Below are 20523 nucleotides of genomic sequence, written 5' to 3' on the forward strand. Positions count from 1 at the left end.
GAGAAGAGAGCGCGCCCATGGAAGCTCCCTCCACGAAGCGATATTGGACCACGCTGGCCGAGTACGAAAATCATCCCTCCGTGGAAACCCTCCGAATGGAGGAGTTCCTAAGCAAACCCGCCTCCTTCTTTGAGGCCATCGAACGGGGTGAGGAAAACGGGCTGACTTTCGATCGGCGCGATTTCTTGAAGTTGGGCGGTGTAGCAGCCGTGCTGGCCTCGGTTGGCTGTGGGCAGCGCCCTCTAGAGAAGATCGTGCCCTACGTGGTTCCCCCAGAAGAGGTCAAGCCGGGTATTGCCAACTATTACGCGGCCGTCTGCGGCGCCTGTCCGGCCGGCTGCGGCGTGGTGGTGAAGACCCGAGAGGCGCGGCCCATAAAGCTTGAGGGCAACCCGGATCACCCGCTCAACCAGGGCAAGCTCTGCGCCCGCGGGCAGGCCTCGATTCTGGATCTGTATGATCCGGATCGGGCCCGAGGGCCGAAGCGTAAGCTGCGCACAGGCCGCTGGGTCGAAGCCCGCTGGCCGGAACTAGATGAGCTGTTGGGCGCGGAGCTGCGAGCGCGGGCCGCCCGAGCGGTGCTCGTGACCGGAACCTGGCATGGGCCGGCCCGAGAGAGGTTGCTGCGCGAGGTGCTGGCCGCTTTTCCTGGCATGCGCCATGTGGTCTTTGAGCCCTTCTCCGAAGCCTCTCGGCGCCGGGCCCAGGAGCTCTGCTATGGAGAGCCTCTGCTGCCGCGCTATCGCTTCGAGAGGGCTGAACTTGTGGTGCTGCTGGGCGGCGATCCGCTCGTGGAGGGCCATTCCCCCACGGAGTTTGCGCGCGGCTTTGGGCTTATGCGCAAGATCCGCGACGGGCAGATGTCGCGCATATACGCCTTTGAGCCCATCATGACGCTCTCGGGTTCGAATGCCGATTACCGGTATCCGGTTCGGCCGGATGATCTGTGGAAGGTGGGCTTTGCCATCGCGCACGAGCTGATCCTGAAGGAGGGCAAAACGCGCTTTGCAGGCGACCCGGCCGTGCGCCGCGCCCTGGAGCCCTTCGAGCCGGCGCGCGTGGCCCAGTGGACCGGGCTGCCGCGGGAGGTCTTCGCCAAGGTGGCGGCCGATCTGTGGACCCATCGGGGGCGCGGGCTGGTGTACGCGGGGGGGTTGCTCGCCGAAACCCCGGAGGTCATAGCGCTGCACGTGGCGGCCAACCTGCTCAACAGCGCTCTGGAAAACGAAGGCTATACGGTCGATGCCAGCACCCCGAGCTTGGTCGCTCAGGGGGATCCGGCTGAGTTTCTGGAGTTGATCGAGGAGATGCGCGCCGGAGGCGTGGAGGCGGTTCTCTTTGCGGGTGTCAACCCGGCCTACGCGCTTCCCCAGGAGCTGGGCCTGGAGGAGGCCTTAGCCAGAGTGCCCCTTAAGATCAGCCTAAACGACCGGCTCGATGAGACCAGCCAGCTGTGCGACTATCTGCTGCCGAGCCTGCATTATCTGGAGGCCTGGTTCGATGCCGAGCCCGTTCGGGGGCTTTTGAGCGTATCGCAGCCCACGATCCGGCCCCTCTGGGACAACCGTTCTATTGAGGACACGCTCATCGCCTTGGCGGATGCGGCCGGCGATGAGCGTTTCCGCTTTCTGCCGCCGGCCACCCCGGAGAATCCGAACCCCAGCCCCACGCGCATGTCTTTCTACCACTTTATGCGCAAAGTTTGGCGTGAACAGGTCTACCCCGCCTCCGACGCGGCGGCCGATTTCGAAACCTTCTGGCGTGGGGTGCTGCGGCGTGGTGTTTGGGAGACAGCCGCGTATCGAGATGCTCAGCCCCGTCCCCGAGCCTTCCGCACGGAGGCTCTGGCCGGGCTCCCCGAGCCCGGTCCGGCCCCGGAGGGCTTGCGGCTGGTGCTCTATCGGTCCTCGCTGCACGGGGACGGATCGAGCATGAACAACGCCTGGCTCTTGGAGACTCCGGATCCGGTCTCCAAAATCGCCTGGGACAACTTCGCCGCCCTCTCCCTGGCCACGGCCGAGCGCTTGGGTCTGAAGCCCGCCACCGATAGCCCCATATACGGCCAGAAGGTGCCCCTAGTGGAGCTTGAGGCAAACGGCGTCAAGCAGCGCATTCCGGTGCACATCCTGCCCGGTACGCATCCCGACGTGGTGGCCGTTATGGTGGGATGGGGCCGGCAGGCCGTTGGATCGGTGGGCAACGGCGTGGGGGTAAACGCTTTCCGGTGGTCGGTCAAGCGCGGCCGGACCCTGCAGTATAGCGGTATTTCGGCCCGGATTAGCCCCGCAGGCGAATACTACGAGCTTGTAGACGTGCAGGGGCATACCTACATCAAGGTCAAGGCCCCGTTCGTCGGTGAGCAGCACCGGCCTGTCGTTTTCGAGACCACGCTGGAGGCTTATCGCAAGGACCCCAAGGCGGGGCAGGAACACCATGGGCCCGAGGAGCCCATGTCTACTTGGCCCGATCAGCATCCATACCCCGGGCACAAGTGGGGCATGGTGATCGATCTCAACGCCTGTATCGGCTGCAGCGCGTGCATGCTTGCCTGTCAGGCGGAGAACAACGTAGCCGTTGTAGGCAAACAGGAGGCGCTGCGGGGCCGCGAGATGCACTGGATCCGCATCGACCGCTATTACTCAGGCGATCCCGCCAACCCGCAGGTGGTCTATCAGCCCATGATGTGCCAACATTGTGACTACGCCCCCTGCGAGGTAGTCTGTCCCGTGATCGCGACGATGCACAACGACGAAGGGCTGAACCTGCAGATCTACAACCGCTGCGTGGGCACGCGCTACTGCTCCAACAACTGCCCCTACAAGGTGCGCCGCTTTCACTGGTTTGAGTATCATCAGACGATCTACCACCTCTATGAGCAGGAAGTCCCCTCGCATAAGTCCCAGCAGGTCGTCTCGCCCCTGCAGCTGGTGCTCAACCCGGATGTGACGGTGCGCGAACGGGGGGTGATGGAAAAGTGCACCTTCTGCATTCAGCGCATTCGAGAGGCCAAATATGCGGCCAAGGAGCGGGGCACTCCCCTGCGCGACGGGGAGCTGCAGACGGCCTGTCAGCAGACCTGCCCGACGGATGCGATTATCTTTGGCGACGTCAACGACCCGAACTCTCTTGTGCATCGGTTGCGACAAGATCCGAGGGGATACTGGGTGCTGGGTGAGCTCAATACGCGACCTGCGATCACCTACTATACGAAAGTGCGCAACACAGAAGGGCAGCCAGAAGGGCACCACGCATGAGCACGGACCGCGCTACAGAGTCGATCCTTGTAAACGGTGACCGCTACGACGGCCTGGCCGCTGAGCCTGCGATCGTGCCGGAACATCTGCGGCTGCACGACGTCACGCGCGACGTGGCCCGACCCCTAGAGGCCAAGCCCGGCCCGCTGTGGTACCTAGCCTTCGGAGCCGCTGTGCTCTCTCTCGGGATCGGGGTCTGGGTCGTATATAACATGTTCTCCCGAGGCCTAGGGGTGTTGGGCTACAATCACCCGGTGATGTGGGCTACGCCGATCACGAACTTCGTCTTCTGGGTCGGTATCGGCCACGCCGGCACCCTGATCTCGGCCATCCTGTTCCTGCTACGTCAGCGCTGGCGGACCTCCATAAACCGCACGGCCGAGGCCATGACGATTTTCGCCGTGATCTGCGCGGCCATTTTTCCGATCATCCACATTGGCCGGCCCTGGTTGGCTTTCTGGCTCATTCCGTACCCGAATGAGCGGCTGCTTTGGGTCAACTTCCGCTCCCCCCTCGTTTGGGACGTGTTCGCGGTCACGACCTACTTTCTTACGTCGCTCATGTTCTGGTATCAGGGCCTTATCCCGGACCTGGCCACGATTCGGGACCGTGCCACGGGATGGAAGAAGAAGATTTATGGATTTCTGGCCTTCGGCTGGCAGGGCACGGCGCGGCAGTGGAACCATTACGAGCGCGCCTACGCCCAGTTCGCCTGGATCGCCACGCCCCTAGTGCTTTCGGTGCACTCGGTTGTGTCCTTTGACTTCGCCGTTTCGCTGGTTCCGGGATGGCATACGACGATCTTTCCGCCCTACTTCGTGGCCGGTGCAATCTTCTCCGGCTTTGGGATGGTGCTTACGCTCATGGTGATCATGCGTAAGGTCTTTCGGTTGGAGGAATACGTTACGCCTCGGCACATCGATTTGATGTGTAAGGTCACCCTGGCCACCTCCATGATGGTGGGCTTCGCCTATGGGACGGAGTTCTTCATGGCCTGGTGGAGCGAGGATCCATTTGAGCGCTTCATTTTCGCCAACCGGCCCACAGGCGAATACGCTTGGGCTTTCTGGATCATGGTGATCTCCAACGTTGTCGTGCCGCAGCTATTCTGGTTCCGCCGTATACGCTACAATATGGTGGCGGTATTCTTGATCTCCATCGTGGTCAACATCGGCATGTGGTTTGAACGCTACAACATCATCGTGACTTCCCTGTACAAGGACTTTCTGCCCTCCAACTGGATGTACTTCGTTCCGAATATCTGGGATATCGGGCTTCTGTTGGGTTCCTTTGGGCTGTTTTTTACGCTCTTCCTGCTCTTCGCGAAGTTCTTCCCCACGATCGCCATCGCAGAGGTGAAAACGGTGCTCAAAGAGCCATACCGCAAAGCTGTGGAACAAACGCAACGGGCCTAGAGCGATGCAGCAGCCTAAATTCGTGGTCGGACTCTTTTCCGACCCCCATCATTTCGAACACGTTTGCGCGGAGGCCACCGAGCGGGGCTGGCGGGGGCTAGAGGCCTATCTGCCCTATCCTTTACACGGCATCGAGCGCGCCCTGCGCTTGCGCCGATCCTGGGTGACGGCGGCCACCAAGACGGCTCTGCTTACGGGGGCCACGCTCGGCATGACCTACGCTATCTGGACCTCGGCTGTGGACTACCCCCTCAATATCGGGGGGCGCCCCTTTAACTCCTGGCCGGCCTTCGTGCCCGTGCTTTTTGAGAGCGGCGTCATCATCGGCGCCTTTACGAACTTTTTCTCCTTGCTTTACGCCTGCCGGCTCTTTCCGGGCCGCCGGGCGCGGGTGATCGACCCGAGCCTGACCGATAACCGTTTCGCCCTGCTGGTGCCCCTTGCCCAGAAAGGGGTGCGGCAGGAAGAGATCGAAGCCTTTTTCCGCGAGCATGAGGCCGAGGATATTCGCTATGAATAGCCAGCCGTTGAGTGCACTGCTGCTGGGCCTGCTGTTGGTGGGCACCGGTTGCGACCGCTCGAACATCCGCAAGATCGAGTACATGCCCGATATGTACCGATCGGCCGCCATAGAGGCCCAGGAACCCGGGGCCGAGCGCCTGCCCCCGGATGGCACGGTGCCCCGTAACTACGAGCCCTACGCCATATCCTGGGGGGATACTCTGAGCGCGGACGCCCAGCGGAATCCCCTGCCGCGCACGCTGGCCGTGCTCCAGGTCGGGCAAAAGTACTACACCATCTACTGCGCCGTCTGTCACGGTCCCCAGGGAGATGGCGATGGACCCGTAGCAGCGCGCATGACGGTGAAGCCGCCCGTGCTGTATTCGGCCAAGGTTCGCCGTTGGCCAGAGGGTCGGCTCTTTCACGTGATCACCCTGGGCCAGGGGAACATGCCGGGCTATGGGTACGCGATCAGCCCGGAGAAGCGCTGGGCTATCGTGCACTATGTGCGCGCGCTGCAACGGGCCGCCTTCCCCACTCCGGAGGATCTACAGGAGATGGAGGCCCTAGGTCTTACGCCTCCCGCTCAGGCCACGGCAACTCGATAGCAACAGGGACAACGGTCCTATGGCCACAGAAAGCAAGCTCTTCACAGCCGTTGCCGACCCGGGTCCGCTTACGGCATCCCCACGTCTGAAGCGCTTCGCTATGGGGATGGCCGCAGCCGGCTTTCTGCTTTTCGTGCTCGCCTTAGCTACGAGCCCTCAGCGGGCCTGGGCGGCGTTCTTGGTAAACTACTTTTTCTTCCTCTGCATCGGCTTGGGGGGTCTTTTCTTCGCCGCCCTGCAGTACGTCACAGGCGCCTTTTGGTCGGTTCCTATGCGCAGGCTAGCCGAGGGCTTTGCGGCGTATCTGCCCATCGCCACAGCCCTGCTGCTGGTGTTGTTGGCGGGGGTCCATGAGCTATACGGATGGACGGATCACGAAAAATTCCATTTTGGCCCCAGCAAGGCCGCATACTTAAGCGTGCCGTTCTTTGCGGTGCGTCTGGTGTTGTACCTGGGGCTGTGGATGCTTTTCGGTTGGCTCATCATCGGCAACTCGATCCGTCAGGATCGGGTGCGGGATCCCAAGCTTACGCTTCGCAATGCCCGCCTGTCGGCGGCCTTTCTGGTCCTCTTTGGGATCACCTTCTATTTGGCCTCCGTGGACTTGCTGATGAGTCTGGAGCCCAAGTGGTTTTCCACGATGTTCGGGGTCTACGCCTTTGCGGGGCTCTTTCTGAGCACCCTGGCCACCCTGGCCCTGGTGACCTTGGCCATGCGCCAGCACACTGCGCTGGGGGAGCTCATCCAGCCTTTTCATGTGCGGGACATCGGCACCTTTCTTATGGCCTACTCCTGCTTCATGATGTATGTGGGCTTTTCCCAGTTTATGCTCATCTGGTATGCGAACCTGCCCTTTGAGGCTTTCTTCATGATCAAACGCACCGAAAACGGCTGGCAGTATTTCCTGGCCGCGCTGCCTGTGCTGAAATGGGCCTTGCCTTTCTTTGTGCTCATGCCCGATGCTTTTCGGGGCAACCCCACGGTGCTGCGTCTGATCGCCACCGCCATACTGGTGGGCCAGTGGATGGACTTGTTCTGGATCGTGTACCCGACCTTTTATCCGCATCCGATCGCGCCCACCTGGATCGAGCTTGGAACGTTCCTAGGCTTTGCGGGGTTGTTTGGCTTGGCCGTACTGACCTTCTACAGCCGGTTTTCCACGGTGGCTGTAGGTGACCCCAAGTTGCTCTATAGCCTAAACGGTGGGTACCTGAAATGAAGACCTTTGGACGTTGGCTGCTCAACCTCGCGGTCATGTTCCTAAGCATCGGGGCCGTGGTATATCTGTTCGTGTATTATTACCAAAAGGGGGAGCTTCACGGCACTTACGCGCTGCAATACCCCAAGACGGAGGCCCAGGCCGAGGGCACGGCCCCCCAGATGGTCGACGTAGAAGCCCTTAAAACCCCTACTCCGGAGCTCATCGCCAAAGGGGCTCAGCTATATCAAGTCAATTGCGCCTCCTGTCACGGCGAGACGGGGGAAGGAAACGGGCCGGCTGGCCTACGGCTCAATCCGAGGCCGCGCAACTTCAAGGTGGACCCCTTCAAATACGGCACCAGCATAGCCGGCCTGCACGGGGTGCTCACCAACGGCATCCCGGGCACCTCGATGCCCGCCTTCAACTGGCTCTCTGAGGAAGAGCGGTACGCGCTAGTGCACTATCTGCGGGCGGAGATGATCCCGAATCCGGAACCGGAGTCCGGCTCTACCCCTGCAGCGGCTTCCGGCTCTGGGGGAGCCAGTGCCCCCGCCCCCCCAGTGGAGGAGAAACCCACCGAACGCATCCCGATTAGCCTGGCCCTGCAACGCCTAGCCGAGCCCGTTCCGTCTGCTCGCCCCCACGCTGTGGATGCTAGCCGTTACGCTATGGGGGCGGTGTTGTACGCGCAGCTCTGCGCCTCCTGTCATGGGGCTCAGGGCGAAGGCGGCGTGGCGCTGGGCCGCTTCGGAGCAGACCCGCAGCAGCGTCTTCTTACCACGCCGATCGCTGTGCCAGGTGCCCCATGGCTTGTGGATCGGGCTTACTTTGATCGCGTCCTTACGCAAGGCCTGCAGGGACGCCTTATGCCTGGATACGGTACGCTCAGGCGTGCTGAACTGGACGCGCTCTACGCGTACCTCAAAGCACTGGCCACGGGAGAGTAAACATGCTACGGAAGCCTGCTTGGGCCGCATTCGTCATAGGGCTGCTGATGACCTCCGGATGTCGATTTGCCGATCCGGAGTCCACCACGACTTGGCTCTTTGATCCCGCCACGCCGATTGCGGAAGAGGTGCGCCAAAACTTCTGGTACACGGCCTCCCTGATAGCGCCGTTTCTGATCTTGGCGGAGGCGCTGCTGCTGTATGCGATCTTCCGTTTTCGAAACCGAGCCGGCCGCAAGCCGGCCGCGTTCCACGAAAACGTAAAACTGGAGGTCTTCTGGACCTTGGTGCCGGCCATCACGCTGGTCATGATCGCCGTGCCCTCGTTTCGGTTGGTGCACAAGATCACCCACGTGCCGGCTGATACGGAGCTAGAGGTGCAGGTTTTCGGACACCAATTCTTTTGGCGCTACGAATACCCCGAATACGGCATTACCCTATCCGATGAGCCTCTGGTGCTGCCGGCTAATAAAAAAGTCGCCCTCACGTTTTCCAGCGTCGACGTGATCCACAGCTGGTGGGTTCCCGCCTTTGGGTTTAAACAGGACGCCAACCCGGGTCGCGTCGCCACCCGTTGGGTGCAGGTAAAGCCCGGATACTACAAAGGCCAATGCGCGGAGCTCTGCGGAGCGCTACACGGGGTGATGTGGATCGAAGTGGTAGCCCTTCCGGAAGAGGCTTTCCGGGAGTGGGTTCGGGCCCGCAAGCGCGGAGAGGCGCCCTCGATCGAGGAGCTTCGCGCGATGCTTTCGGGACCTCAAGTAGCCAAGCAGGAGGACTGAAGCGATGGCACAATACATAGAGCAACCCCTCACCCTATATAGTCGGTGGCCCAAGCCGCTAGCCGTTTTGGTGGACTGGCTCACCACCACGGATCACAAAAAGATCGGCATCATGTATCTGCTCTACTCCCTGCTCATGGCCATCGTGGGCGGGGCCATGGCCGGCATGATCCGAAGCCAGCTGGCCGTACCGGATAACACGCTGCTGCGACCGGAACTATATAATGAGATCCTTACCCTGCATGGCACGATCATGATCTTTTTTGTGGCCATGCCCGCTTTGGCCGGTTTTGGGAACTACTTAGTTCCCATTCTGATCGGCGCGCGTGACATGGCCTTTCCCCGCCTGAACGCCTTCTCGTTTTGGCTTCTTGTGCCCTCGGGTTTGCTCATGCTCGCCAGCCTTTTCGTAGAAGGCGGGGCCGCCGCAGCCGGTTGGACCAGCTACACTCCCTTAGCCTCCAAGCAGTATATGGCCACCCCGGGTGTGGACATGTGGATCTTCAGCCTGCACCTGGCGGGACTTTCCTCGATTCTGGGCGCCGTCAACTTCATCGTGACCACGCTCAATATGCGCGCACCCGGGATGCGTTTGATGGAAATGCCCTTGTTTGTGTGGGCCTGGTTTGTGACGGCGACCTTGATCTTGGTCGCTATTCCGGTCCTCTCCGGGGCGCTCACGATGCTCTTAACAGATCGGCTCCTGGGCACGAACTTCTTCAAGATATCCGAAGGCGGAGACCCCCTGCTCTGGCAGCACCTGTTCTGGTTCTTCGGCCATCCAGAGGTTTACATCGTCATCCTGCCCTCCTTCGGGATTATCAGCCATGTGCTAGCCGCCTTCGCCCATAAACGCATCTTCGGCTACCCTGGCATGGTGATCGCCATCGCTGCTATCGGGATCGTGGGCTACCTCGTCTGGGCGCATCATATGTTCACAACGGGGCTGTCCACGCTCAGCCTGATCCTGTTTAGCGCTTTCTCCATGGTGATCGCCATCCCCACGGGGGTAAAGGTCTGGAGTTGGTTGGCCACGATCTGGGGGGGGACGATCCGCTTCACCACCCCGATGAAGTTCGCCCTGGGCTTCATCGCCCTGTTCATTCTGGGTGGCATGGGGGGCATCTTCTTGGCTAACGCGGCGGTCGACTTCTCCCTGCACGATACGTACTTCGTCGTGGGGCATTTCCACTACGTATTCGCCGGCGGTACGGTCGTGGCCTTGCTAGCCGCCACGTACTTTTGGTTCCCCAAGATGACGGGGCGCTTCCTGAGCGAGAAGCTGGGCACCTGGGTCTTCTGGCTCTTCTTTTCGGGCGTGCTGCTCTCGTTTTTGGTTATGCACTTTCTGGGCATCCTGGGTATGCCCCGGCGCGTCTACACCTACCGGCCGGAGTTTACCTCATTAAATCAGCTCGTTACGGCGGGCTACGTGTTGCAGCTGCTAGCCGGCCTGCTGCTGCTGTTCGATATCTTCCGGACTCTGCTTAAACCCAAGCAGGACCTGCCTCCTGATCCGTGGGGGATAAACGAGGTACAGAAAACGTTGGACTGGGCCACCAGTAGCCCGCCCCCCCCGTACAACTTCGAGCGCACCCCGACGCCGGATCAGTGGCGTTACGAACCCAAAGAACAGGCCGCTTAAGAGATCATGCGCATTTCCAGCACTGCCGTTTTGCTTTCGGAAACCTCGAGCGCGGAGCTATTGCGTCATCCAGCGCGCCGATTGGGGATCTGGACGCTCTGGCTGGCCCTGCTCGTCTTTGGCCTCATGATCCTGGGGGGATATGTGCGGCTCTCCGGCTCCGGGCTTTCGATCCCGGAGTGGCCCATTATAAACGGAAGCCTCCTCCCCCCTCTAACGGAAGCCGACTGGCAGGCTGTATACCGCACCTATCACATTGTGATCGAAGGCGTCGATCCCAGTCAGCATTACGAGGGCCCCGCCGTTGGGATCATCCCCATGGAGCGCTTTCAGGTGATGTTTTGGATCGAGTACGCGCATCGATTTTTGGCCGCGCTGGTGGGGATCGTCTTTCTGGCTCTCTTCCTGCAGGTCCTGCGTATCGCCTCTTTACGTCACCGCTACGGGTTGCGCTTTACCTGGCTGGCCGTGCTGTTGCTGGTTCAGGCCGTGCTGGGGGGTATCGTAGTTAAGTCGGATCTGAAGCCCGAAATGGTGACGGCCCACCTGGGGATGGCCAGCCTGTTTCTGGGCCTGCTTATCTGGACAGGTCTGCAGATGTATGATGCAAGGCAAGTGCGCCACACCACAAGCGCCTACCGATGGGCCGTGGTCGCTCTGAGCGCGACCACCCTGCAGATCCTCCTCGGGGGGCTTGTGGCCGCCAACTACGCCGGACATTTCATGAATACCTTTCCCACCATGGGGGGGTACTGGATCCCACCAGGGCTGTGGTCGTCGGATTTTCAGCCGGCCATCCTGAACGTATTCCACAACAAGGTGCTGGTGCAGTTCCTGCACCGCTGGTGGGCCTGGGGGGTGTTTGCAGCCGTTACGGCGCTGGTTTGGGTCTCTTGGCGCGCCCCAGGGGTTTCGGTTCGCGGCCGTCTGCTGCTGCGCAGCGTCTTCTCCGTGCTCGTACTGCAGCTGCTACTAGGGATCGCCACGCTGCTTCTGCAGGTGCCCATAGCTCTGGGCCTTATGCATCAAGCCGTGGGGTTTTTGTTGTTCGCCATTTTGGTTGCGATCACCTACGAGCTTCGGTATGCGTCTGTGGCACTACCTCGAGCTCAGTAAACCCACGATCACGCTGCTTGTGCTGCTGACGGCCGCTACGGCCTTGGTGGCCGAGGGAGAGGTAGTGCGCCGGCCCGTCGACTTCGGGATGATTCTCCTGGCCATTTTCCTTACGAGCGCCTCGGCCAACGCCCTCAACCAGTATTTTGAGCGGGAGCGCGACGCGCAGATGCGCCGCACAGCCCAACGTCGTCCCCTGCCCCGAGGTCTGCTGAAGCCCAAGGAGGCCCTGCTTTTCGCTGTGGCGGCGGGACTTCTGGGTGTGGGGCTACTGGCCGTGCGCTTTAACCTGCTGAGCGCCTTTCTGGCCCTGCTTACGATCGGCTTTTACAGCTTTTTCTACACCTTATGGCTTAAGCCCCGCACGGCGCAGAACATCGTCATCGGCGGCGCGGCCGGAGCTATGGGGCCCGTAATCGCCTGGGCTGCCGCCACAGGGGGGCTGGAACTCACCCCGTGGATCTTGTTTTTGGTGATCTTCTTCTGGACTCCCCCGCATTTTTGGGCCCTGGCTCTGATGGTCAAGCAGGATTACGAACGGGTGCGCCTGCCCATGATGCCCGTCGTCAAGGGTGATCCGTACACGCTGCGGCAGATCCTCCTCTACACCGTCGTGACGTTCTTGGCTAGTTTAGCCCTGTTGGCCGTTAAGGCTGGGCTGATATACTTGATCTTTGCCGTCGGCTTGGGGCTGTGGTTTTTGTATCGCGCCTACGATTCGTACCGCCGGCGCACCGTTGAGTCCTACCGCAAGCTCTTTGGGGCCTCGATCTTGTATCTGCTGGCCCTCTTCGTGGGCGTGATGGTGGATGCCGTGTTTCGGGTGCAATGGACGCGATAATGGACCGAGACCGCCGCAATAGAGTTCTGCTGCTGAGCCTGGTCTTCATAGCTGCGGCCATGTTTGGATTTGCTTTTGTAAACGTGCCTCTGTTTCAGGTCCTATGTCGGGCCCTGGGCATAAACCTTTCGCCCAACAACCCGCAGGCCGCCGCCCCGGCCCAAGGCCCCACTCGGGAGGTCCGAGTGGGCTTTGTGGCCTCGGTTGCCGACGGTCTTCCGCTGCGCTTGCAGGTTCAGGAGGCCCTGCAGCGCTATCGGCTCGGTGAGCGGGGCCAAAACCTATACTGGGTCGAAAACCTTTCGGCCGATACGGTATATTTTCGGGCCATTCACAGCGTTGTGCCCGAAGATGCGGCGCGCAAGATGAGCCTGCTGGAGTGCTTCTGTTTTGATGATATCACCTTAGCTCCACGCGAGCGCCGGGAACTGCCCGTGATCTACGTGTTCAGCCGTGATCTGCGCCCCGAGGTGGGCCGTATTACGATGAGCTATACCTTGTATCGACGCAACCCAGATGAGCGCACACCCGCCCGCTGACCCTCGCACGGATCCCACGCTTCGCCGACGCAACCGATGGCTACTGGCGCTGCTTTCGGCCATCATGCTCGGTATTGCGGGGTACACGTACTGGTGGATTCGCACGTACGGCAACCTGCCAGATCCCAGAGCGAAACGACAACAGGAGCAACCCAAACAGCCATGAGCCAGCATTTGCATGCGCACCCTCACGAAGACCCCATGAGCCACGTAAGCCCGCCAAGCTTCTGGCCCATTTTGGCCGCGCTGGGGGCCGGGGTGCTCTTTACCGGGGTCGTGCTTTATTTCTACGGCAGCCCCTTGGGTATATGGTCTCTGCTCGTGGGCGGCGTACTCGCCTTGGGCTCGCTCATCGGATGGGCCACAGAGATCTTGACGCAGCACGTTCATGACCCCGATGCACTGCAGCGCATGCTCAATCGGGGCTTTCTGTTTTTCCTCGTGTCCGAAGCCGCGATCTTCGCCGCTTTTTTTGCGCACTACTACTACCAACGGATCCTGGTCTTTGAGAGCTGGCCGCCGGCCGGAGCCCCGAAGCTGGAGACCCAGCTGCCGGCCATCGCCACCTTAATCCTGCTCACCAGCGGGGTAACGGCTCGGATCGCCCGCAGCAGCTTTGTGCAGAAGGGCAAGCGTGGAGCGGCCAAGAGCTGGATCCTGATCACCGTCGTGCTGGCCTCTATCTTTCTGGCCATAGAGGCCTACGAGTGGGGGCTGCTTAAGGAGTTCGACAACTTCACGCACCAGACCACTATGGCCGGCACGTATCTATACGTTATGACCGGCTTTCATGCCCTGCACGTGCTTACGGGCATCGTGCTTTGGGCCCTGGTGTACCTTCGGCTTGAGCTCGGCCACATGAGCCCCCGATTTCATTTCTCCTTTAACGCGGCCGGCTGGTACTGGGATTTCGTGGATCTGGTTTGGGTCTTTCTCTTTTTCAGTATCTACCTGATCTGAATCGAATTCTTATCCTTCGGGAGGGTCGGGCCCCAGAGGGCTCGACTTTCCTTTTTTGTTTTAGAGATGCTGAGCCCTATGCAACCTCCGGAGCCAGATCATGGGCTATGCCCAACTGAGCTTCACTAGGCCTCCGCAGGCGCGGCGCATCCAGGCCGGCAAGTTGATCGTTCGTGCAAAGCCGTATCCCGGCCCATAAGGGAAAGCAAAGCGTGGGCGCCTGCTTCGGGCTAGGAACCCAACTGGTTCGTACACTTATTTCGGTTTGAGGGGACGACAGGATGCGCATTCCAGCTCGAGGGGTCCCCCAAAAGTGGCTTTATGGCCTCGACCCGAGGGTGCTGAGGGAAAGGAGGCCCCATAACTTTGGTTTGTTCGCGTAGGGGAGGCGATGGTCCTTGCGGATGCAGATCGCGTGGTGCTGATCACGGGCGCGAGTACGGGCATCGGACTAGCGCTGGTGCGGGCGCTGGAGCGTACGGGCTTCCGGGTTGTGGCCACGGCGCGGGCTGAGTCCTTGGGGCGCTTCTTGCAGGCGGGAATTACGCCAAATGAGCGTCGCATGATCGTACCCCTGGACGTGAGGCGCCCAGAGGAGCGTCAAGCCGCCCTGGCGATGGTGCGCGCCCAATGGGGCGCCGTGGATGTGCTCATCAATAACGCTGCCATCGCCTATCGCGCCGTCTGTGAGCACATGGGTGAGGAGGATGATCTGGAACAGTTGCGCACCAACTATCTGGCTCCGCTGGAGCTCGCTCGCTTGGTGTTGCCGGAGATGCGAGCCCGACGCCGGGGGCATATCATCAACATCTCCTCTGTGGCTGGCATGATGGCCATGCCCACGATGGGCCCCTATAGCGCGTCCAAGTTTGCTCTGGAGGGGGCTACTGAGGCGCTTTGGTATGAGGCCCGCCCCTGGAGGGTGCGGGTTTGCCTGGTGGAACCGGGCTTTGTGCATTCTGAGTCCTTTCGTAACGCCCGTTTTACGAGCCGAAGCCGACAAGCGCTGGAGGACCCCTCCGATCCGTATCACCGATACTACAGCTCAATGCTTCCCTTTATTGAGCGCATGATGCGTTGGTCGTGGGCCACCCCAGAGCACGTGGCCCGACGCATTCTACGCCTTATGCGCGATCCCGATCCCCCTCTTCGCGTCCAGGCCACGGTCGACGCGCGCCTTTTTGCCCTGCTGAGGCGTCTGTTGCCGGCTCGGCTGTACCATCGGGTCCTGTACGCGGCTCTTCCGGGCGTGCGTAGGTGGGTGCGATCTTCCAGCACGCTCACTCCAGCCCCCAGGGCTTGAGCCCCGACATAGACCATCGGCACAGCCGGGGTCCGCTTTCATCCCACACCAGTAGGGTGCGCGTGTGCATCCAAGCTCCGGTGTTCCAGTACCAGCCCCCATAGGGAAGGGGAAGGCGTTTGGGGCGATGCGTGTGTGCGCAGATCACGTGCTGCACGCGCCGAGAGGCGGCCAGCATCCAGGCCGCCCGATAACGGGGATCTCGAAGGTTTTGATCCGGCTCCTCCCCTCGAGCCCGCAGTAGCGAGGCGATCCGGGCGGCGATCCACAGGCCCCAGTCTTCGGGCACTAGGCGCCGATACAACCCGACCGCTCCCGGATGCGTAAGTGCGGCCTGATACCAGCTCGGCCGAGGCCATTCGTGTCCGTGAGCGAGCAGGACCGAAACGCCGAAAAAAGCCGTTTGTACGGGCCCGCGTGCTACCCGCAGGCCCTGACGTGGCCAGAATTCGTACATCCAGGCGTCATGGTTGCCGGGTATGAGGGTGATCTGCACCCCTCGGCGGTGGCTTTCGAGCAGAGCCTCGACCACGGGCGCGTAGTGACGTGGATAGCGTCCGCCGCCGTACTCGATCCAGCAGTCGAAAAGATCTCCCAACGTCCAAAGCGCATCGCCTGTGTCCAGCATCTGGAGCAGCCTCTGCAGATCCCGCCAGCCGGGATGGGTTTTAAGATGTGGGGCGTGGGGCAGATGCGCATCCGCAAGAACCAGGATCATCTCCGAGGTCCATACAGGCGGCCGATTCCCCAGCCGAGCACGGCCCCGGCCGCGACGGCGGCTAGCGGCCGCATTCCGTATTCGTGAAGCTGCCAAGGCATGGCAAGACCCCAGGCGCCCGGTCCTTCGCCAATCGCCCAGGCCAGGAGCGAGCCGGCTCCCCCCCAAAGGCCCAGCCGGAAAGCGGCGGCCCACGTGTCCGGAGCCCGCCGGAAGATGAGCCCCAACAGGCGCCCCAAGGCCAGGGCCCCTACGAAGCCCCCTAGCCCCCATCCGACCCAGCCCCCTTGAAAAACCGTGCGCGTGATGCGAAACAAGAGATCGCTCGCAAGGAGGGCTAGGGCGTATTCAAGTCCAAAGCGCCATCGCACCGGATCGGCCGCCTGTCCCCAGCGGTAGTGCACATGCCCCCCCAGGGCGCTCGCCAGCGCCCAGTACGCGAGCATCACCCCCCAGTAACCCACAGGCGCACCCAGAAGGCGCACAATGGGTTGGGTGTGCGCGGCCGTCACCAGCAGGCCCAGCACGGCATACAGCAGCGCGCTGCGCAGAGGCTTCATGGGTGGACGTCCCGCTCAAGCCGTTCGGGATGCTGAATGGCCTCTAGCGTGCGTACGAGCTCGACCGTCGGACGCACATCATGGGTGCGGATGACGCGCGCGCCCCGCAGCACGGCCACAGCCGTGGCGGCAAGCCCCGCATAGAGCCGCGCCGAGGGAGGGGCCCCGCCCAGCACGACCCCAAGGGTGGATTTGCGCGAGACCCCGATCACGATGGGACGACCTAGAGATTGCAGTCGGTCCAGATCCCGAACAAGGCGCAGATTATCCGACGGCCGCTTGCCGAAGCCGAAGCCTGGGTCAATAAGGCAGTACTGAATGCCGGCCTCTTCGGCTCGTCGCACGGCGCGGGCCAGGGCGGCTTTGACCTCTGCGACTACGTCTACAAAGGGGGCCTCGTGAACGATATGCCGAGGGCTCCCCACAAGATGCATGAGCACAATCGGCGCTCCGAAGGCTGCCACCGTAGGCAGCATGTCCGGATCGAACGTCCCTCCGCTGATATCGTTTATCATGTGGGCTCCGGCCTCCAGGGCCGCCCGGGCCACGGAGGCTTTGTAGGTGTCGACCGAGAGGATCGCCTCCGGAAAGCGGCTCCGAATGGCCTCGATTACGGGCAAGATGCGCCTGAGCTCCTCTTCGGCTGAGACCGGCTGGGCTCCCTCTCCGTAAAATCGCCCCTTAGGTCGGGTCGATTCCCCCCCTATGTCGAGGATCTCCGCGCCCTCGGCGAGCATCTCCTCGGCCCTTCGGAGCGCGGCCTCGGGGTCCATATACAGGCCGCCGTCGCTAAAGGAATCGGGCGTGACGTTGAGCACCCCCATGACCATCACCCGATCCCGCAGCGAAAGGACCCGATCCCGTAGCGGGATTTGCCAGGGGTCTACGCGAAGCTCCGCCATTTGCGGCCTCCATAGGAGTCAGAGCTTCGCTAAGATAAACACTTCATGCCGCCATGGCGCCAATACGGGGCCGTGATGCAGCTTTGCTGCTGACTCGCTTCTCGAGGAAAGAGGGGAGCGTGCATGTTGGGGCGTTCTGCTCAGCTCCTGATCCGATGGGGGCTGTTGTGCGCCATCTCCCATCTTGCTCAGGCTCAGCCTGTTCGTTTGACACCTGTGCCCACTATAGTGGACTTCCCCCAAAGCGCGGTTGAGGGGATCGGCCAGGATCGGCTGGGCTTTCTGTGGGTGCTGACCCTGGAGGGTTTGGTGCGCTTCGATGGCCTCACAGCGGACCCCTGGCCCATGGAGGGGGAGGTAGAGGTGAGCCCCGTGCTGCCTTTTCCGCGCCTGTGGGTGGACCGTTTTGATGCCCTCTGGATACTGGGGGCGCAGCAGAGCCGTCGGCTCGGCCCGGATCGGGAGCGCTGGGAGGTCGTCTCGGGCCAGGTAGTTCCGGATTCGGCTGGGCATCCTTGGCTGTGGTATCGGGGGCGCTGGGCCCGCTGGGAGCCCCGCGAACGCCTCTGGCGACAGCGGGTGCGGCTAGCGGAGCCCGAGCGCTGGCTTTACTTCGATGGTCGGTACGCAGTTGCGCTGCGCAATGGGTCGGTTTGGCTATATCGACTGGATCGACCCGACAGTCTGCGCGTGCCCCTACGGGAGGCCCTAGCTGGCCGCCGTACCCAGAGCGGATGGGAGATCCTGACGCAGCGGACGCTCTGGCGCCTGTCGCCTCAGGGCCAGATGTGGGAGGCGGTGCGGGTGCCTGCGGCCCTGGGCGCGCTGCGCGCCTTTTGGGTTGATCCGGATGGGTCCTGGTGGATCGGGGGCTCGGCCGGTCTGGCCTGCTGGCGGCAGGGGCGCTGGACGATCTTGGGCCTAGAGGCGCCCCGACCGGAGCCGATTCGGGATCTGGTGCGCAGCATCTTCCGCGATCGGCAGGGCATCTTATGGGTGGGCTCCAATTGGGGGCTATATCGACACATGCCACACGATCGCCCCTTTTGGTTGGAGTCGGCCCGAGGGAACCTGCGCTTTGTGTCGGCTTTTGCGCAACAGGCCGATGGAGCGTTGCTCGTTGCGACTATGGCCGGCTCGCTTTGGCGTCTGCGGGAGGGCTCTGGGGGGGCGCAGCGGATATCCCTTCGCCGTGACATGGGCCCCATCTGGGCGCTTCTTCCGGAGCCCCAAGGGGGGGCATGGGTAGGGGCCAGTGCGGGGCTTTTCCGGATCACCCCCCGAGGCAGCCTTGAGCACGTGCGGGCGATATCGGGAGTTCAGGCTCTTGCGGCTGACGCCTCGGGCTCCCTCTGGGTGGGGGCTGGGGCGAGCGTATGGCGTTTTACGCCGCCGGCCCGTTGGGATCCCCTTCCTTTGGCGCTTCGAGGCGCCGTGCGTTGGCTCTATCCGGATGGAGACAGTCTGCTCTGGATCGGCACCGAACGCGAACTGCTCAGTTGGTCGCTTCCGCAGAGGCGGCCACGCCTGTGGGCGTTGCCCTCCGGATATGTCCCTCCCGTAACGCACATCGGTCGAGATCGGCGCGGGCGGCTCTGGGTGAGCACAGCTCGGGGACTCTTGCGTCTGCAGGGGGATAGGCTAAGTCCCGCGTTCTGGGATCCTGAGGCGCCCTCTCGTATGATATACGGGTTTTTGGAGGACGATCAGGGCGCCCTTTGGCTGTCCAGCAACCGAGGTCTATATCGCTATGAGCCCGATGCGGGCCGCTTTTGGTTCTACCGCTCCGGCTCCGGCTTGGGGGTGGTGGAGTTCAACCGCGGGGCCCTGTATCGCGATTCGACGGGTGCGCTTTGGTTCGGAGGAGATCGGGGTGTGGTGCGCATAGAGCCTCACCGATGGCGCCCGGATCCTTATCCGCCCGTTCCGGTTTTGCGGCGGCTGCGATGGCAGGATGGAAACCGCCACGGGGCGGTAGCGGTCCGAGACCCAACCTCGCCGCTTGAGCTTCACCTGAGCTGGCGCGCTTCCCTGCTTATCGAGCTAGGGGCAGTGGGGTACTTGGACCCTGAGCGCTTTCGGTTCGCCTATCGACTTGCGGGAAGCCGCGATGCGCAGTGGCTAGAACTAGGGGCGCAGCGGTTGCTTGTGCTGGGGGCGTTGCGGCCGGGTTCGCACGAGCTGTGGGTGCGCGCGGCCAACGCCGATGGGGTTTTGAGCGCGCCTCGGATCCTATTGCGTGTGCGGATCTCCCCCCCATGGTGGGAGACCCCCGTTTTTTACCTCCTGCTTGTGGGGCTTGTGGTTTCGGCCGTAGTGCTAGTGGCCTGGGCTCGGATCCGTCGGCTCAAGGAGCGAGAGCAGCTGCGCGCCCAACTGGCGGCCGATTTGCACGATGAGCTGGGCAGCGAGCTAGGCCTGCTCGCCATGGAGCTGGCCTTGCGCGCGCAGCGTCAATCGGATCCCCAGGAGCGGTTTTTCCTGGATCGGGCCTCGGATCGGTTGCGGGCCTTGGCCTACTCGCTTGCGGATCTGGTTTGGTCTTTGGATCCCCGCTACGACACGCTGTGGGACTGGGTGTTGCGGGTGCGATCCTTGGCGGCGATGGTGTTGGGCGATGAGCTAAGCTGGAGGGTGCACGTGGGGCTGCCGGAGGCCGAAGCCCGCGCGCTTGTGTTGCCCTCTGGCGTTCGGTTTCACCTCTTGCGTCTGCTCAAGGAGGCCCTCTATAACGTGCGCCGGCATGCGCAAGCGCAGCAGGTGGAGATAGCGCTGCATCGAGTGGGGCGCGAGCTGTTTCTGTGCGTAGCCGATGACGGATTGGGCTTCGATCCCGAGGCGCTCCCCCGTCGCGGGGGGCTTCGGCATATTGAGCTGCGCGTCCGGATTTTAAAAGGAAGGTGGAATTTGCACACCGCCCCGGGTTCTGGTACTCGTATTGAGGTTTGGGTTCCTCTCCCGCGATTGCGGGATGCAGCCTGGCTCAGAGGCCTTGTTAGTTTGTATCGGTGGAAAAGCCCTCCTTGAACATCTGGGTTGTCGAGGACAACGCGGGGGTGCGCGAAGGTATACGCGCTGTGCTGGAGCTCCGGCATGCGGTGCGGACCTTCGAGACGGCGGAGGGGGCGTTGCGCATGCTGGAGCTCTTCGAGGAGCGGCCCGATGTGTTGTTGTTGGATTTGGGGCTTCCGGGTATGTCTGGGCTGGAGGCCCTGCGTTGTTTTCGGGTCC

Annotated in this window: 19 protein-coding genes; 16 read left to right on the forward strand and 3 right to left on the reverse strand. The window is 62.1% G+C overall.

Annotated features, from left to right (window positions below; translation table 11 throughout):
• Positions 1–17: 17 nt before the first annotated feature.
• The 14 genes from NZ993_03810 to NZ993_03875 all read left to right on the forward strand — a co-directional run bounded on the left by NZ993_03810 (position 18) and on the right by NZ993_03875 (position 15112).
• A complete protein-coding gene (locus NZ993_03810; GenBank protein MCS7154918.1) occupies positions 18–3254 on the forward strand; it encodes a TAT-variant-translocated molybdopterin oxidoreductase in 3237 nt (1078 codons plus the stop codon).
• Complete coding sequence (nrfD, locus tag NZ993_03815; protein ID MCS7154919.1) at positions 3251–4669, forward strand: polysulfide reductase NrfD; 1419 nt, start codon at positions 3251–3253, stop codon at positions 4667–4669. The genes NZ993_03810 and nrfD overlap by 4 nt, the downstream gene beginning before the upstream one ends.
• A gap of 4 nt (positions 4670–4673) precedes the next feature.
• Entirely contained in the window at positions 4674–5189 is a 516-nt protein-coding gene (locus NZ993_03820) for a DUF3341 domain-containing protein (protein ID MCS7154920.1), read from the forward strand.
• Positions 5182–5778 (forward strand): cytochrome c, encoded by a 597-nt coding sequence (locus NZ993_03825; protein MCS7154921.1) that lies wholly within the window; start codon positions 5182–5184, stop codon positions 5776–5778. Before NZ993_03820 ends, NZ993_03825 begins: the two co-directional genes overlap by 8 nt.
• A 19-nt stretch (positions 5779–5797) precedes the next feature.
• A complete protein-coding gene (locus NZ993_03830; protein MCS7154922.1) occupies positions 5798–6997 on the forward strand; it encodes a hypothetical protein in 1200 nt (399 codons plus the stop codon).
• A complete protein-coding gene (locus NZ993_03835) occupies positions 6994–7926 on the forward strand; it encodes a c-type cytochrome (GenBank protein ID MCS7154923.1) in 933 nt (310 codons plus the stop codon). The genes NZ993_03830 and NZ993_03835 overlap by 4 nt, the downstream gene beginning before the upstream one ends.
• A 2-nt stretch (positions 7927–7928) precedes the next feature.
• A complete protein-coding gene (coxB, locus tag NZ993_03840; GenBank protein MCS7154924.1) occupies positions 7929–8708 on the forward strand; it encodes a cytochrome c oxidase subunit II in 780 nt (259 codons plus the stop codon).
• Between the two features lie 4 nt (positions 8709–8712).
• Complete coding sequence (gene ctaD, locus NZ993_03845; GenBank protein ID MCS7154925.1) at positions 8713–10353, forward strand: cytochrome c oxidase subunit I; 1641 nt, start codon at positions 8713–8715, stop codon at positions 10351–10353.
• Between the two features lie 6 nt (positions 10354–10359).
• Positions 10360–11469, forward strand: coding sequence for a COX15/CtaA family protein (locus tag NZ993_03850; GenBank protein ID MCS7154926.1), 1110 nt, complete (start codon positions 10360–10362; stop codon positions 11467–11469).
• Positions 11438–12310, forward strand: a complete 873-nt coding sequence (locus NZ993_03855; GenBank protein MCS7154927.1) for a heme o synthase — start codon at positions 11438–11440, stop codon at positions 12308–12310. The genes NZ993_03850 and NZ993_03855 overlap by 32 nt, the downstream gene beginning before the upstream one ends.
• Complete coding sequence (locus NZ993_03860; protein MCS7154928.1) at positions 12310–12849, forward strand: cytochrome c oxidase assembly protein; 540 nt, start codon at positions 12310–12312, stop codon at positions 12847–12849. Before NZ993_03855 ends, NZ993_03860 begins: the two co-directional genes overlap by 1 nt.
• Positions 12827–13015, forward strand: a complete 189-nt coding sequence (locus NZ993_03865) for a hypothetical protein (GenBank protein ID MCS7154929.1) — start codon at positions 12827–12829, stop codon at positions 13013–13015. Before NZ993_03860 ends, NZ993_03865 begins: the two co-directional genes overlap by 23 nt.
• Positions 13012–13809 carry a heme-copper oxidase subunit III gene (locus NZ993_03870; GenBank protein ID MCS7154930.1) on the forward strand — a complete coding sequence of 266 codons (798 nt, stop codon included), beginning with the start codon at positions 13012–13014 and terminating at the stop codon, positions 13807–13809. Before NZ993_03865 ends, NZ993_03870 begins: the two co-directional genes overlap by 4 nt.
• Positions 13810–14200: 391 nt before the next feature.
• The gene (locus NZ993_03875; protein MCS7154931.1) at positions 14201–15112 is read left to right on the forward strand and encodes an SDR family oxidoreductase; all 912 of its coding nucleotides are present in this window, start codon (positions 14201–14203) and stop codon (positions 15110–15112) included.
• On the opposite strand, the gene NZ993_03880 is transcribed toward NZ993_03875, so the two are convergent.
• From NZ993_03880 to folP, 3 genes are read right to left on the reverse strand one after another with little or no spacing between them, the layout of a single operon-like run.
• Positions 15090–15830, reverse strand: a complete 741-nt coding sequence (locus NZ993_03880) for a UDP-2,3-diacylglucosamine diphosphatase (protein MCS7154932.1) — start codon at positions 15828–15830, stop codon at positions 15090–15092. The two genes, NZ993_03875 and NZ993_03880, sit on opposite strands and share 23 nt — an antisense overlap.
• On the reverse strand, positions 15827–16390 hold the full coding sequence (locus tag NZ993_03885; protein MCS7154933.1) for a hypothetical protein: 564 nt from the start codon (positions 16388–16390) through the stop codon (positions 15827–15829). Before NZ993_03885 ends, NZ993_03880 begins: the two co-directional genes overlap by 4 nt.
• The gene (folP, locus tag NZ993_03890; GenBank protein ID MCS7154934.1) at positions 16387–17292 is read right to left on the reverse strand and encodes a dihydropteroate synthase; all 906 of its coding nucleotides are present in this window, start codon (positions 17290–17292) and stop codon (positions 16387–16389) included. Before folP ends, NZ993_03885 begins: the two co-directional genes overlap by 4 nt.
• A gap of 123 nt (positions 17293–17415) precedes the next feature.
• Here folP and NZ993_03895 point away from each other — a divergent pair, with 123 nt between their 5' ends.
• Both NZ993_03895 and NZ993_03900 read left to right on the forward strand, forming a co-directional pair.
• Positions 17416–20319, forward strand: a complete 2904-nt coding sequence (locus NZ993_03895; GenBank protein ID MCS7154935.1) for a hypothetical protein — start codon at positions 17416–17418, stop codon at positions 20317–20319.
• A partial coding sequence (locus tag NZ993_03900; GenBank protein MCS7154936.1) for a response regulator occupies positions 20316–20523 on the forward strand: 208 nt, incomplete at its 3' end. The genes NZ993_03895 and NZ993_03900, both read left to right, overlap by 4 nt.

The sequence above is a fragment of the Bacteroidota bacterium genome, from assembly GCA_025059945.1.
GTDB lineage: Bacteria > Bacteroidota > Rhodothermia > JANXDC01 > JANXDC01 > JANXDC01.